Raw genomic sequence first — 14,021 nt, forward strand, 5'->3', positions numbered from 1 at the left:
CAGCCCTTCGTGAACCCGGGATTGTGTCCTGGGGGTTTCGCTGCTGTTCATGTCATGCGTGGGCAGCCGCTAAATCACCGGGATATACCGTGACAAATACTCCTTGAGCGCCGGGTCGCATACATAAAGAAACGTTCCTAGCATGCCGCGCGTCATCAGGACGTAGTAGGCGTTGACGATAATCTTTCGCAGGTCTTCGTCGCTCGCCTTTTTCTTGGCGACGGCATCTTTGAAGTTTGCCTTGTTAATGCAGACGGCCCCCTTGTCGTAGTCGTAGTAAATGTCTGGCCCCAGAATTACGAAGCCGTAATTGAGGTCGTAGCCCTGCACCGTGTGGATGCATCCAACTTCGTTTATGGCGTTGGTGGAGTTAACCCAATCCTTTTGACTCGAGTTCCAACGTTTGGGGATGCCCTCAATGACGATGTCGAATGCGTCTTTGTGTTTCTTCGTTTCCCACTTCCACGCAAAACCTGCCGTCATGCGGGATAGACCAACTTCTTCTTCCTTGGCTTGCTGCAGGGAACAGAAATCCTCAAATCGGTCGATGATTCCAAACTGGTATCTGGGAACATCGCTGTCCGGATCGCCGGCTCGCGAATCGTAAGGCTCCGATGAAAAGAGTTCTTTGAACTTCATGCCGGCATGCATGTATGCCTTGTTGTCGAGTAAGTCGTAGACAAAATCGAGGTATTCGTCACCACCGCGCACGCGCATTTGCGTGCTCAGACTGAACTCTTCAGTTTCAATGTCCTTTTCTTCGAGCTGATTAAGTCGCTGCTCAAGGCCGTCTCGATTGAGTCCGGATGCGCGAACCTGCTGTTTGGGGTCATAGAACAGGTACGCCTTGTCACAGCATTTGAATATCCAGTCAACCTGGTTGCTCGTACGCGGAAGGCCGAGGCGATCGCAGGTGTTGTAAAAAGCCCCGATGCCGGCGCCGGCGGTTAAGCAGTTTCCTAGTCGATGTGCCTCGTCGACAAGCAGGATGTCATACCGATCGTTTTTGGTAACATCGCTGGGGCTCAGGATATCTCCGGGCTTTAACCCGGGAAGGAAGTGCGTAAGCTTTTTGAGTGTCTTGCTCAGAGACTCCATGGGTGTCACGAAACCGACCCGCAGGCCGGATAGCTTGGGTTCGTTTTTGATTTTGAACATGAGGCTGATGGCAAGGATGGTTTTGCCTGTTCCGGGCGCGCCGTTTACGACGGTTACGCGTTTCTTCTTGGGACTGCCGTGCTCAACGTCTTTCTGTTCCTGCTCGAGACGCTTGTAAATCGTCTCAATCGTTTCATATTGATCGGGCGTGAGCGTTTTGAAAGGCGAGAACTTGAACAGATCGGAGTTCTCGAGCTCTTCGATGGGGTGAATTGCATAGTTTTCTTCGCGTAGTTTTGTCCATAGCGTTCGGAACTTCTGGCGGTACTGAGGTCGCTCAAAGTAATCGAATTGGGCATAGCCATTGTTGCCATTGGTTACCTGGTATTTTTCGTCAGCGCAGAACAGTTCGATGAGTCTGTTTTCAAATTCAAATGTCGCTGATTGATTGAAGGTCGGGTTGTCGATCAGAAGCGTTCGATCGAAATCCTTGTCAACGTTTGCGGCGTGTTGCTTCATGCGGCGTTGATAGTTGGTTGTTTGGCCAATGTATGCCGTCTTCTTTTTACTGTTGGTCAGAATGTAGAGAACGGGCCAACTCTCGTCATGGTGGGATCCGGGCCTTGGTGTGCCAAAGTCCTGAAGCGATTCGCTTGTCTCAAAGGGCTGGGGTAGGGGAAGCGTGTATTGCCGAAGGGCGAACTCATTACTCACGGTGGCCCGCCTTTCTGTATTCGACAGATGATGCGTTGATGGGGTAGCGCTTGCCATTGCGCATCAGTTTGGACGAGAGCGCAGTTGGGAGATCGATTCCGTTTAAATCGGCAAAACGTAGGAGAAAGATGAGCGTGTCAGCGACTTCGTCTTCGATGGCTTGGCGTTGCTCGGTGTCTTCGAACATTTCCGCAATGCGCTCGTCGCTCATAAAACGAAGGAGCTGAAGGAGCTCGGAGGACTCAGTTGCCATGCCGATGGCAAGCTCCTTTGGCGTGTGATATTTGCGCCAGTCGCGTGCATCGCAAAAGTCCCTGACTTGTGCCGTCATGGCATCGAGCTTATCCATCGTCCGCAGCCTCCCTGATGTCCATTGTTTTATTATGGCCATATTTGGGGTTTATTGCACATCATTTGGGGCGTACGGTTTGTTCGGTCGCGATTGCCCGGTAGGAGGTTTCACCATGAAGGTCGAAGTCGATGTAGATCAGCTGCGCGAGAGCCAGCTCGACCGCGCGGGGAGCGCGGCGGGCGTGGGTTTTCCTGCTGCCATGCTCGACATGATGGATATCGAGGATGAGTCCCCTCAAGAGCTTCTAGACCGAGCCGAACGCGAAGGTCTCGACCTCCGCGACTTTGCCGTCGACGACGACTAAGGTAGCTAATTTGGGATGGGGCGTCTGCACCCGCAGCTGCGCGAAAATGCACGATAAGCCGGCGCAATGGAGTCTAATGACCTCGCGACGGTTCTGTTTTGACTGCACGCTGGCTAAGTGAGTAGACTTTTTTGGAAATCCTGAACACCCGACAAATTTGCTTCAACAAACCCGCAGGTCACAGACTTGTGCTTTGGTGACGTGGTCGGCGATTCGACAAAAGTCTACTCACTTAGTTTTGAGAGACGCTAATTGTCCGCAACGAGACCCCAGCCGGGGCGATTGATGCTCAAGAGTGGCCAATTCGGGACGGCCGCCCCGCCCCTCTTAGGGACAAGGCAGGGGTTGCGGTGACTTTGCGCACAAAAAATGCCGGGGGTAAGACCCCGGCTCTTGGAGGCCCCTCTTTTTGGAGGGTACCGATTTCTTTATAGCATGAGATCGGACGGCTTTCAAATGGCGCCATGTGGATGGGATGGCGCGCCTGATAAAGCCCTCAATGAATGGCATCTAACTAGCGGTCGTGATATAAAGAAGTCGGTCATCTCAAAAGAGAATGCTTCCAAGTGCCGGGGACGTTTTCCCGGCTTTTTTCATTTCGGTGTCAATTCAAATGTTTTTCAACCCATCCCCTTAATAACTTGCGGTGAAATAGGGACTGTTTAGGCTGCTAGGAGGCCTATTCAGTCGCTATTTCACCGCAACTTATGGGTGGGGATGGCTACGACGCCAGCGTGGCGATGACGGCTTCGTCGCCGGCGTATATGAGGGTGTTGCCGTCGGGGATGATGGTTTGGCCGTCGCGCTTGAGCATCACCACGATAAACGGGTGCTTGCCTTGCGGCACATCGCGCAGACGCTGTCCAGCTAAGCGACCGTGGGGCATCACGGTGACCTCGCGCAGCGTAACCTCGGCACGCTCTTCAAACGTCGGCGCGGCCATCACCAGCAGGTCACCTTCCTCGATGACGGTATCACCGTTGGGCAGCACGGGGTGCGCCCCATCGCGCAGCACCAGGACGACGAGCATGTTCGTAGCGCTGCCAATATCGGCGAGCGAGCGACCGGCAAACGGATGGCCCGCACCCACCTTGAGCTTGACGAACGACATACCGTCCTCGTCGCGGTAATCGTTAAACGTGCGGCGCACGTCGCCTTCCGCATCGATCATATCGAGTTTCTTCGCCACTGCTGGCAGCAGCGAGCCCTGCACCACAATGCTCGACACGGCAATTACAAAAACCAGGTCAAACAGATCGTGCCCACCGGGAACGCCGGCCACCACGGCAAAGAGACTAAAGACGACCGAAGCCGCGCCACGCAGGCCCGCCCAGCTTACGAGCGCCACCTGGCGAGGGTTCGTCTTAAAGGGCACCAACAGCAGGCCGACGGCGATGGGGCGGCTCACAAAGAGCATAAACGCCATGAGTGCCAAGCCCGTCGGCAGCATTTGCGGCAGACGGGCGGGCGTCACGAGCAGGCCGAGCAAAAAGAAGATTGTCATCTCGGCCATCTCGGTGAGGGTGTCGAAAAAGTGCGCCAGCTCGACCTTGCCGGTGATGTCGCTCGCGCCTAGCACGATGCCGGCAAGGTACACGGCCAAAAAGCCGTTACCGCCCAGGTAGCTCGGCAGCGCGTAGGCGACGATGGCCACGGCAAACAAGAAGATGGTCTGCGCCCCCTCGGCTGTTGCCTGCGCGCGTTCGATCAGGCGGCTGGATGTCCAGCCAATGGCAAGACCCAGCCCCACGCCTAGGATGATTTGCTTGGCCAGCAGCACGGGGATGTTAACGTCGCCGCCCGCCGCGAGGGTCGCGAGCACGGCGGTGAGCATGTAGGCGACGGGGTCGTTGGAGCCCGATTCGACCTCGAGCAGCGAGTCGGTGCCGCCTTTTAGCGAAAGACTGTGCTCGCGCAGCACGCTAAAGACGCTCGCCGCATCGGTCGACGCCACGACCGAGCCCAGCAGCAGACCGCCGATCCAGTCGAAGCCCAGCACGAAGTGCGCGAACACGCCGGTGATGCCAGCGGTGATGACGACGCCGAGCGTGCTCAGCAGCACCGCTGGCACGGCGACAGGTTTGGCGCGGTCGATGTTGGTGTTAAAGCCGCCGTAGAACATGATGAACAGCAGCGCCGTGCTGCAAACGGTTTCGGTGAGCGCATAGTCGCTAAAGTCGATGTGCGCCGGACCGTTGACGCCCAGCAGCATGCCGAGCGCGATAAAGATAAGCAGGGTGGGGAAGGGGAGCTTTTTGCCGACGGGTTTGATGGTCAGGCACAAAATGATGACGAGGCCGATAAAAAGAAGGATCTGGTTCATGGGTAGTGTCCGCTCCTGGGTGGTTGGCGTGGCACGGTCAGTTGTCTGCGGTTATTTGTACCCAAAGATGGTGGGTTTATGGGGTTGGATTGCGGGCGTGCGCGATATCGTCATAGACGGCTTCCGTCTTTGCCTCTGCTCGGAAACCCTTTCCAGCTTTATTGCAACGGAGTACAATGGGTAACGTTTAAGTTCAACTTGAAGTTTTAGTTGCGGTTCCGGGCTTCGGTCGCAAGGTAGGGAAAGGCGTTCCATGGCGATCTATGTGACATCTGATGCTCACGGACACGTGCATGCGCTTGACGAGGCCCTGTCTAAGATCTCGTTGACGTCCGACGACACGCTGTACGTGCTGGGCGACATGATCGATCGCGGGCCCGATCCGGTCGGCGTTATTAAGCTCGTGCGCTCGCTGCCTAACGCCCGCGTTCTCAAGGGCAATCACGAGCAGATCATGCTCGATGCCATCATTGGCCAGGATCCGCTCGATGCCGAGACCTGGGATATCAACGGTGGCTGGACGACGCGCGAGCAGCTCAACGACATGGAATTTGAGGCATACGAGGAGCTCGTGCGATGGATGGCCGCGCTGCCGCTCTACGCGGTGGCCGAGACCGAGGAGCGCCCGTATCTGCTGGTACATGCTGGAATCGAGATGAAGGCGGCGCGCGCGTTTTTGCTTGAGCATGGCGTCGATTGTGCCGATGGCGTTGGAGCGGTGGGTGCCGATCGCGAGCTGCTGCAGCAGATGCTCGCGGTGCAGTCGGCCGATGACCTGCTGTGGATTCGTCACGGCTATTGGGATGCGCCGACCGGGCTGCTTTCTGCCGAGGGCAAGGGCCCGGTCGTGGTGAGTGGCCACACGCCAACGGTGTCGCTCGGGCGTTATTGCGAGGTCGGTGGTCTTGCGGGGCTCGATGAGGAATCGGGACGAGGGCAGATCGTGCGCTTGGGCGGCGAGGACACTGCCGGCGTGCCCGATCGCATCGATATCGATTGCGCCGCCGCCACCGGCTCCGAGTTCGGTCGCGTGGGCATCCTGCGGCTCGATGATGGGGCGGAGTTCTACGCGAATATCAACCCGGGCGAATAATCGGTGCAAGGGGTAGCTAATTTTGGACGGGGCCTTTTTTGACTACTTTTGCCCTTCTGCCCGCAAATTGATTTTTCAGGGACGGGGATTAAATAATCATTTGGCTGCCCGCTGGCTAAGTGAGTAGACTTTTTTGGAAATGCCGAGCACCCAACATATTTGCCTCAATAAAACCGCTGGTCACGGACTTGTGCTTTGTCGGTGTGGTCCGGGATTCGGTAAAAGTCTACTCACTTAGTTTTGCGTGTCCGCAACGAGACTCCAGCCGGGGTGATTCCACCGCAAATTTGCTTCTCCCATCGCCGCAATTAGGCGCCGTACGGATTCCGGTCCCTCTCTATGCGTTGGCGGATGTGGGCGTACTCGATAATCAACAGTACCAGCAGTAGGGCCATGATGGCTAGGTAGCTCACGACGGCGCCCATCAGGCCGAGCAGATTGATCAGAATCACCGGGAGCACCACGCTCACGGCAAAGCAGATCAGGTAGATCTTGGTGACATCTCCAGCGTGGCGCAGCACCGTGATGATGGCGTAGATAAAGTCGATGGCCGCGGTGACGCCGCCGGCGACGACCATCAGCAGCGCCAGCGTACGGTAGCGTTCAAAGCTGAGACCGTACATAAAGCTCATGAGGGGAATACCGGGACCTGCCATAAATGCGGCGCACACGCCGGTGATGACCACGATCAGCGCCATAACGGCAACAATAATCAGGTCAAAGCGGCGACGCTTGCGCGGATTCGCCCAAATGCTCGACAGACGCAGGAGCTGCGGTTTATAGATAAATCCAATGCTCAACAAAATTCCCTGCGCCGGAAAGAACAGGGCATTAAAGTACAGCTGATACTTGTAGGCCAGCGCGCCTTCCATCACGAACTTGGGCATGCTCTCGATAAGGTTAAACAGGAACAGTGCGCCAAAGAGCGGGGCGCACTGGATAAACAGGTGGCCAGCCTCGCGCAGGCTCATGCGGCGTGATTTTTCGGTCTCGAGCAGGGCGAGCGGGGCGGTGACCAGCACGAGCGAGGCAATCGCGGCGATGCCCATGGCCATGGCCGCGATGGGCATGTTGCGCGTGAGGAACAGTGCCACGCTAAAGACCGCGATGACGCCGGCGGAACGCAGCGTTTGGCTCATGCCGGCCAAATAGAGCTTGTCGGCCTGCTGCAGGCGGCCCTCGTACACGTCGGCGATGCCGTCGATCACCTTATAGAGGTAGACGCCCAGGCCGATCGTGGCCATCTGCGCATCGTAGCCGCGTGCGCTGCTGTACGTGAGGCCGCAGCCTAGTGCGAGCGCTCCGCAAAGCCAACGGTTGAGCTGGTAGGAGGCGAAGGAGGTTTTTTCGTCGATGTCCGAGACCTGAAAGTTGCGCACGCCGTAGTTGCACGCGATCATGATGAGCGTGCCGGTAACAAAGGCGATGGAGAACTTGCCGGCCTCCTCGGCGCCCACGAGCTGCGTCGACACAATGGTGAGCAGCGGAAACGCCATGCCCCATACGGCGGTGCCCAGGGTGTTCCAAAGATAGTCGCGACTGGTGGCGTGCTCCTCGTATTTCGCTTCCTGCATGGAGAAGCCGCCGCCGTAGACGGCGCCGAGCAGACGGTTCCACCAAGCGTTGACCATGCGGCGGACGGGGCCGGGCTTGCGATCGCGTTCGCGCCGGCGACGTGTGGCTTGGCTGCTATCGGGCCCGCCGGCGTTGCGCTGACTCAGCTCTTGGATGCGTGCGAGTTCCTCGGCAGTGTGCGAGGCAGGGAAGAGGCCGTTCTCGATGCGGCCGCCCTGGGCCTTCGCGGCGCCGTCTCTCGATGCAGCGGGGTTGGAGACGCCGTTGCGGCGGGCGATGGCGCGGCGAATGCTATCGAGGGGCGTGATGCTCAAAGCGGAGTCCTTTCTATTGCTGCGCTTTAGTATAGACGCGACGGTGTTCGTTCGTGTTTTTGAACGGATTGTTCAATAATTTCGGCGGGCGGCTGTAATTTGTCGGTAAACGTGCGGTATCCTGTTGAAGTTTTGTGACACCCCCGATGCCGCCCATGCGGTACCAAGGAGCTTCTACCTATGGACGTCGCCGCATTCTTACTGGCTCTTGTGCCGATTATTTGGCTGGTCGTGATGCTGCTGTGCTTTAAATGGCCAGCTTGGAAGGCCGCTATCGGATCGTTTGTCCTTTCGTGCTTGCTTGCCTTCGCATGGTGGCACCTGCCGGCAGCGCAGATCGCGACCGCCTCGCTCGAAGGTTTTTTGATGGCTCTGTGGCCCATCGTCCTGGTGATCATCGCCGCGGTGTTCACGTATAACCTGTGCGTTCGTACGGGCGCCATGGACGTGATCGGCAGCATGATCACCTCCATCAGCAGCGACCGCCGTCTGCTGGCGCTGCTCGTGGCTTGGTGCTTCGGTGGCTTTATGGAGGGCATGGCCGGCTTCGGTACCGCTGTCGCCATTCCCGCCGGCATGCTCGCGGGCCTGGGCTTTGAGGCCGTGCCTGCCGTGCTCATCTGCCTGCTGGCCAACGGCGTGCCCACGCCCTACGGCTCCATCGGCATCCCCACGGTGTCCGTTGCCGACCTGGTGGGTTTGGATTCCCTTCACCTAGCGACCGTTCAGCTGGTGCAGCTCGCACCGTTCTTTGTGGTGATGCCGCTATTTATTGTGCTGGTTGCGGGCCGTGTTGCCGATGACCAGGGCAATGCCGCGAGTGTGGGCGAGCGTCTGCACGGTGTTGCCGGCGTGGCGTTGCTCTCCGGCGTGTCGTTTGTCGGCGCGGCTCTGGTCGTTGCCATGTTTGTGGGCCCCGAGCTGGCCGTGGTCGTAGGATCCATCGTTTCGCTCGCGCTGACAGCTGCGCTTGCCATGCGTGCCGAGAAGTCGGGGCATCTGGACGCACGCTTCCATATGAATATCGAGGCCGGCGAACAGCTCACCGTTAAATCGGCGCTTTCGGCCTGGTCGTGCTTCATTCTAATTTTTGTACTGCTGCTGGGTACGTCCAACCTGGTGCCCGCTGTACATGCTGCGCTCGCGCCGTTTGCGAGCCATGTGCAGGTGTATTGCGGTGAGAATCCCGGTATGCTTACGTTTTCGTGGATCAACACGCCAGGCGTCTGGATTTTCCTGGCGGCGTTTGTCGGCGGTGCCATTCAGGGCGCTTCGCCGCGCATGATGGGCGAGGTGCTGGCCGCGACTGTGAAGCAGATGATGCCGACGGTTATCACCATGCTTTCGGTGCTGGGCTGCGCCAAGGTGATGGGCTATGCCGGCATGATTTCGTCGATCAGCGCATTTTGCATTGCGGTCGCTGGCGGTCTGTACCCGATTCTGGCTCCGTGGATTGGTGCGGTCGGTGCTTTCGTGACCGGTTCGGGCACGTCCTCGGGCATGCTGTTTGGCCCCATCCAGAGCCAGGCTGCCACCGCGCTGGGCGTGAGTGACTACTGGATGGTCGCATTGAACGCCCTGGGCGTCGCCGCTGGTAAGATGATCTCGCCGCAGACCCTCGCCATTGGTCTTGCCGCCGTGCACGTGCGCGGTAAGGATGCCGAACTCCTGGGCGCGGTGCTACCCTACGCTGCCGGCATGCTGGTCCTCATGAGCGTCATAGCCATACTCGGCCAAAACCTGCCGCTGTAGTCGGCACTTAGGGACGTTCCTTATGTGCCGGCACTTTGGGAACGTCCCTAAGTGCCGGCATCCGAGGACACTCCTTGAATGTTGCCTGTTCAAGAGTGTCCCCAATGACTAGGCGTTTAAAAACGTCCCCAATGACTAGGCCGCTTGCCTGCGATTTTTGACCGTTGGGCGGGCTTGCCGCCCTTGTCGCAAAAACGTTTTTGCATATCGGGTACAACGGGCTTTACGTGAGTAAAGTGCGCGCCGCGTCCACGTGTCGCGTTTTTAAAGGAGGCCCCATGCCTGGTGTTACCCCTGCAGAAGTTTTGTCCAACTTTGGTATTACGCTCGTTGAAGATCCCGCCGAGAATCAGCCCCGCCTGCTGGTCGATCTACCCGCCGCGGAGCTCGTCGAGCACGCTATCCGCCGCGAAGAAGGCCGCATGGCGTCCAACGGCGCGCTGGTGATCGAGACGGGGGAGCGTACCGGCCGTTCCCCCAATGACCGCTTTATCGTTGACACCCCCGATGTTCACGACAAGATTGCCTGGGGCGCGGTCAACCGTCCGCTGTCCGTCGAGAGCTATGAGGCCATCAAGGCCGGCATCGTCGACTATCTCAACGAGCGCGACGTGTTCGTCACCCGTGGCATGGCAGGCGCCGACCGCAACCACACGCGTCGACTGCTCGTTGCCTGCGAGCGTGCCAGCCAGGCACTCTTTATTAAGCAGATGCTCGCCCGCCCGCTCGCCCGCGAAATCGCGCGCACCGGCGAGCCCGACTTCTGCGTGCTCGCAGCGCCCGGTTACCAGTGCGACCCTGCCATCAAGGGCCTCAACTCCAGCGCTGCCGTGGTCATCAACTTCCAGGAACGCGTGATTCTGGTCGCCGGCACCGGCTACTCCGGCGAGATTAAAAAGTCGATTTTTAGCGTCATGAACTATCTGCTGCCCGTCGAGGACGACGTGCTGCCCATGCACTGCTCGGCCAGCATGGATCCCGTCACGCACGAGACCGCCGTGTTCTTTGGCCTGTCCGGCACCGGCAAGACCACGCTTTCGGCCAATCCCACGCGCCTGCTGATCGGCGACGACGAGCACGGCTGGTCCGACATGGGCATCTTCAACATCGAGGGCGGCTGCTACGCCAAATGCGAGGGCCTGGACGCCTTCCACGAGCCCGAGATCTTCAACGCTGTCCGCTTTGGCGCGATCTGCGAAAACGTGGTGCTCGACGAGAACCGCAAGCCAAACTACGATGACATCTCGATCACGCACAACACGCGCGTGGCCTATCCCGTGGAGCACATTCCTAACGCGTGGACTAAGGGCATGGGCACCACTCCGAGTGTCGTGCTGTTCCTGACTTGCGACGCTTTTGGCGTGCTGCCGCCCATCTCGCGTCTGACGGCCGACGCCGCCATGTACCACTTTGTGACGGGCTTTACGGCTAAGATTCCCGGCACCGAGGTCGGCGTCACCGAGCCCACGCCCACGTTCTCTTCGCTGTTCGGCGAGCCGTTTATGCCACTCGACCCCATGGTTTACGCCAAGATGCTCGGCGAGCGCATTGCCGACGGCCGCACGCGCGTGTACCTGGTCAACACCGGCTGGATCGGCGGCGGCTACGGCGTAGGCCATCGCATCGAGCTGGCCTACACGCGCTCGCTGGTTGCGCGCGCCCTCGACGGTACCATCGAGGACAGCGAGTTCGTGCACGACGACATCTTTAACGTCGACATTCCCACCACGTGCCACGGTGTGCCCGACGGCATCCTGGCGCCGCGCCGGTACTGGCAGAGCACCGCTCGTTACGACGAGGCTGCACACAACCTGGCCGTGATGTTCGAGGAGAACTTCGAGAAGAAGTACTCGCACCTGCCCGAGTCCGTCAAGGCCGCCGGTCCGCACGCTCAAGTACACGCCGACGCCCGTCATCGCGGCCGCGGGCTGCTGGGACTTCGCCACTAGCTTCGCCGTGAGTCCATATCAACCACAAAGGGGACAGGCACCTTTGTGGTGGTTTTGCTCGCGTGGATGACTCGGGTTACAATACGCCTGACATATCGTCCCCTTCTCCGGATGGGGACAGCGCAAGCGTTCTTGTGACGGCACCGTAGGACTTTGAAGGTGGCCGTCGTGAGGGCGCTTTTTGTTTAGGCGCCCTCGCTCGGGCGCGCACGATGAAGGGAGCACGTATGAAGGGCTTTATTGCTGAGGATTCATTCTGGGAGCTGTTTCCGCAGGCAGCGGTCGGTGTGGTGGTCGTAAAGGGCATGAAGCCCGCGGCTCAGATTCCCCAGGAGGACGTGGATGCGATCGCCGCGTTGCTCGACCGCGCCAATATCGATGCGGAGCGTCATCTGACCAGCGACACTATCAGCGAGAACGCACCGGTCAGGGCATGGCGCGAGGCCTATCGTCTGTTCAAGACCAAGAAAGGCGCGCGCTGCTCGATCGAGAACTTGCTCAAACGCGTGCTCAAAGGCAAGCCGGTGGGCCACATTACGCCCGCGGTGGATATTTACAACACGGTGTCGCTGACCTACGCGCTGCCCGTGGGAGGCGAGGATCTGCATGCGATCGAGGGGGACCTTCGCCTGAAGGTGACCGACGGTGGCGATGCGTTCTTGCCGCTTGGCGAGGAGACGGACGATCCGACGCTGCCCGGCGAGCTCGCCTACATCGATGATGCGGGCGCTGTGTGCCGCTGCTGGAACTGGCGCGACGGCGTTCGCACGGCGCTGTCCGATGATTCGGCCGATGCGTTCCTAGCGATTGAGTGCGTGGAGCCCGAGCGGATGGGGGATTGCCAGGCTGCGATCGATCGCTTAGCCGAGCTGCTTGAGCGCTATCTGGGAGCGACGGTTGTCATTAAGACGCTTGTGACCCGCGACAATCCTTGCGTGGAGCTGTAGCGGCGCCTAGAACCTATTGATGCCCCAAACCACCACAAAGGTGCCTGTCCCCTTTGTGGTGGTTTTTATGTTGATGGGTTAACAAATGGGGTATTTGGGTACGGGTGTCGCCTTATGCGACTAAGATGTTTACCCGTTAGCATTATGCAAGCGAAAGGCGGTCGTCTCCCATGCAGCAGAGCGACGAGACACGTTTCGAGGACTTTGTCGGACTGATCAGCGGTCTCTACAAGGAGATCCAGCGCATTAAGACGTCTGAGGGCGCAAGGCTGGGCCTCAAGGGCTCCGACGTTATGTGCCTGTACTATCTTGAGCGCAGCAAGGACGGCCTGACTGGTGCCGACCTGGCTCGCATGGCAGGCGTGACCCGCGCCGCCGTCTCGCGTACGCTCGCGCATCTGGAGGAGGGCGGCTACGTCGAAGTCGATGATTCGGGCGATGCCGCCGTTAAGTATCGTGCTCCGGTTCGCCTGACCGCTCTGGGCGGCGAGAGCATGAGCGAGGCGGACCGCATCATTCGCGAGGTGCTCGATACCACCGGTAAGGCTATGGGTGTGGAGCAGCGCGAGCAGATGTATGCATCGCTGCGTACGATTCTCGACACCCTGCGCGAGATCTAAGGCCGCCAAGGCATTTGCTTCCCATTAACAACTGCATAGTCCCGTTTGAGCGCGTATACCGTGCCGGGGCATTGCTGTCAAAATTCCCCGCGCGAGCTCCGCGCAAGAAAGGATTTGTTATGTCCATTCGTATTATTACCGATTCCGCAAGCGATATGTCGCCGGCGGAGCACCCCGCTCTGCGTGTTTTGCCGCTGTCCGTCACCTTTGGCACCGATGTGTATATGGATGGCGTCGACATCGATCATCAGCGCTTTTACGAGATGCTCGTGGAGCGCGATGAGCTGCCCAAGACCGGCCAGGTCAACCCGTACGCGTTTTCGCAGGCGATTGCCGAGGCACGTGAGGCCGGCGACGAGGCAGTGATTATTACCGTGGGCGCCAAGCTTTCGGGCACCAATCAGAGTGCCCGTACCGCACTTGCCGAGGCGCCGGGCGGCGACGTGTTCGTGGTGGACAGCAATAACGTCACCCTGGGCGAGCGTGTCCTGGTCGAGTATGCGTTGCGCTTGGTGGACGAGGGCCGTAGTGCGGCCCAGATCGCGGCGGCCGTCGAGGCAGTCCGTGACCGCGTGGTGGTTATCGGTCTGCTTGAGACGCTGGAGTACTTGGTGCGCGGCGGTCGCCTGTCTGCTGCGGCCGGCGCTGTGGGCACGTTGCTCAACGTAAAGCCCGTTGTGGCCGCCGAGGACGGCCTGATCGTGCAGCTGGGCAAGGCGCGCGGTTCCAAGAACGGTCGTAACCTGCTCAACCAGAAGGTAGAAAAGGCGGGCGGCGTCGACTTTTCCATGCCGCTGGCGCTGGGCTATACAGGCCTTTCGGACGCCGTGCTCAAGAAATATATCGAGGACAGCGCGGCACTGTGGGCCGGTCACACCGAGGGCGAGCTGTCCATCCACACCATTGGCGCCACCATCGGCACCCACGTGGGCCCCGGCGCCGTAGCCGTAGCCTTCTTCCGCCCCGCCAACTAGCTTTCC

Annotated in this window: 11 protein-coding genes; 7 read left to right on the top strand and 4 right to left on the bottom strand. The window is 59.2% G+C overall.

The annotated features are described in order from the left end of the window. Nucleotides 1-69: 69 nt before the first annotated feature. On the bottom strand, nt 70-1,812 hold the full coding sequence (locus LK493_RS01265; RefSeq protein WP_227789850.1) for a DNA/RNA helicase domain-containing protein: 1,743 nt from the start codon (nt 1,810-1,812) through the stop codon (nt 70-72). After that, the gene (locus tag LK493_RS01270) at nt 1,805-2,161 is read right to left on the bottom strand and encodes a nucleotide pyrophosphohydrolase (RefSeq protein ID WP_227789851.1); all 357 of its coding nucleotides are present in this window, start codon (nt 2,159-2,161) and stop codon (nt 1,805-1,807) included. The genes LK493_RS01265 and LK493_RS01270 overlap by 8 nt, the downstream gene beginning before the upstream one ends. A gap of 115 nt (nt 2,162-2,276) precedes the next feature. On the opposite strand from LK493_RS01270, the gene LK493_RS01275 reads away from it, so the two are divergent. After that, a complete protein-coding gene (locus LK493_RS01275; RefSeq protein ID WP_227789852.1) occupies nt 2,277-2,468 on the top strand; it encodes a hypothetical protein in 192 nt (63 codons plus the stop codon). Between the two features lie 721 nt (nt 2,469-3,189). On the opposite strand, the gene LK493_RS01280 is transcribed toward LK493_RS01275, so the two are convergent. After that, a complete protein-coding gene (locus LK493_RS01280; protein WP_227789853.1) occupies nt 3,190-4,791 on the bottom strand; it encodes a potassium/proton antiporter in 1,602 nt (533 codons plus the stop codon). A gap of 253 nt (nt 4,792-5,044) precedes the next feature. On the opposite strand from LK493_RS01280, the gene LK493_RS01285 reads away from it, so the two are divergent. Further along, complete coding sequence (locus tag LK493_RS01285; protein WP_227789854.1) at nt 5,045-5,884, top strand: metallophosphoesterase family protein; 840 nt, start codon at nt 5,045-5,047, stop codon at nt 5,882-5,884. A gap of 308 nt (nt 5,885-6,192) precedes the next feature. Here LK493_RS01285 and LK493_RS01290 read toward each other — a convergent pair whose 3' ends face one another. Further along, nucleotides 6,193-7,773 carry a lipopolysaccharide biosynthesis protein gene (locus LK493_RS01290; protein WP_321573255.1) on the bottom strand — a complete coding sequence of 527 codons (1,581 nt, stop codon included), beginning with the start codon at nt 7,771-7,773 and terminating at the stop codon, nt 6,193-6,195. A 180-nt stretch (nt 7,774-7,953) separates the two neighbouring features. Between LK493_RS01290 and LK493_RS01295 the strand changes: the two genes are divergently transcribed. From LK493_RS01295 to LK493_RS01315, 5 genes are all read left to right on the top strand, one after another. Further along, nucleotides 7,954-9,525, top strand: a complete 1,572-nt coding sequence (locus LK493_RS01295) for an L-lactate permease (RefSeq protein WP_227789855.1) — start codon at nt 7,954-7,956, stop codon at nt 9,523-9,525. 278 nt (nt 9,526-9,803) lie between these two features. Then, the gene (gene pckA, locus LK493_RS01300) at nt 9,804-11,474 is read left to right on the top strand and encodes a phosphoenolpyruvate carboxykinase (ATP) (protein ID WP_227789856.1); all 1,671 of its coding nucleotides are present in this window, start codon (nt 9,804-9,806) and stop codon (nt 11,472-11,474) included. Between the two features lie 227 nt (nt 11,475-11,701). Beyond that, on the top strand, nt 11,702-12,421 hold the full coding sequence (locus tag LK493_RS01305) for a B3/B4 domain-containing protein (protein WP_227789857.1): 720 nt from the start codon (nt 11,702-11,704) through the stop codon (nt 12,419-12,421). Nucleotides 12,422-12,591: 170 nt separating this feature from the next. Then, the gene (locus LK493_RS01310) at nt 12,592-13,041 is read left to right on the top strand and encodes a MarR family winged helix-turn-helix transcriptional regulator (protein WP_055310682.1); all 450 of its coding nucleotides are present in this window, start codon (nt 12,592-12,594) and stop codon (nt 13,039-13,041) included. 119 nt (nt 13,042-13,160) lie between these two features. After that, nucleotides 13,161-14,015, top strand: a complete 855-nt coding sequence (locus LK493_RS01315) for a DegV family protein (protein ID WP_227789858.1) — start codon at nt 13,161-13,163, stop codon at nt 14,013-14,015. Nucleotides 14,016-14,021 lie beyond the last annotated feature (6 nt).

The sequence above is a fragment of the Collinsella aerofaciens genome, assembly GCF_020709435.1.
GTDB lineage: Bacteria > Actinomycetota > Coriobacteriia > Coriobacteriales > Coriobacteriaceae > Collinsella > Collinsella aerofaciens_AU.